The 346-nt window shown below is 39.6% G+C and carries 1 protein-coding gene; it reads right to left on the bottom strand.

Annotated features, from left to right (window positions below; all coding sequences use genetic code 11):
* Positions 1-4: 4 nt before the first annotated feature.
* A partial coding sequence (locus Y882_RS20370) for a hypothetical protein (RefSeq protein ID WP_046973412.1) occupies positions 5-346 on the bottom strand: 342 nt, incomplete at its 5' end.

Here is a 346-nt window from a genome sequence, read left to right as displayed (position 1 = left end):
GTGATTATTTACTAATATCCGTTGAATCACGGAAACTTTGATGCGTAGGAATACGCAATTTGTCCTTCATACCGTGAGCAAAGAATTTCCATTTAGAAATCTTCCCAATAAATTCATCAGGATGCTCAAAGTAATATTTACGTTCTTCGTGCGTAAGACGACCAGCACCTACACGCATTTCTTGTCCAACTTCAATAAGATCTTCAAGACCTTCCGGTACTGTAAGAACTCGCACATCAAATGAACCAACCCTCCCATTCGGTATCATATTGGCTTGATTGCTTGAACGATAAGTCTGCCCTAATTCATTAATTTGGGCTTCATTCTCGTTGGTGCAACCTTCTAT

Source organism: Dyella japonica DSM 16301, assembly GCF_001010355.1.
Lineage (GTDB): Bacteria > Pseudomonadota > Gammaproteobacteria > Xanthomonadales > Rhodanobacteraceae > Dyella > Dyella japonica.
Note: the sequence above shows the minus strand (reverse complement) of the source record. Positions and strands in the feature narration are given on the sequence as shown.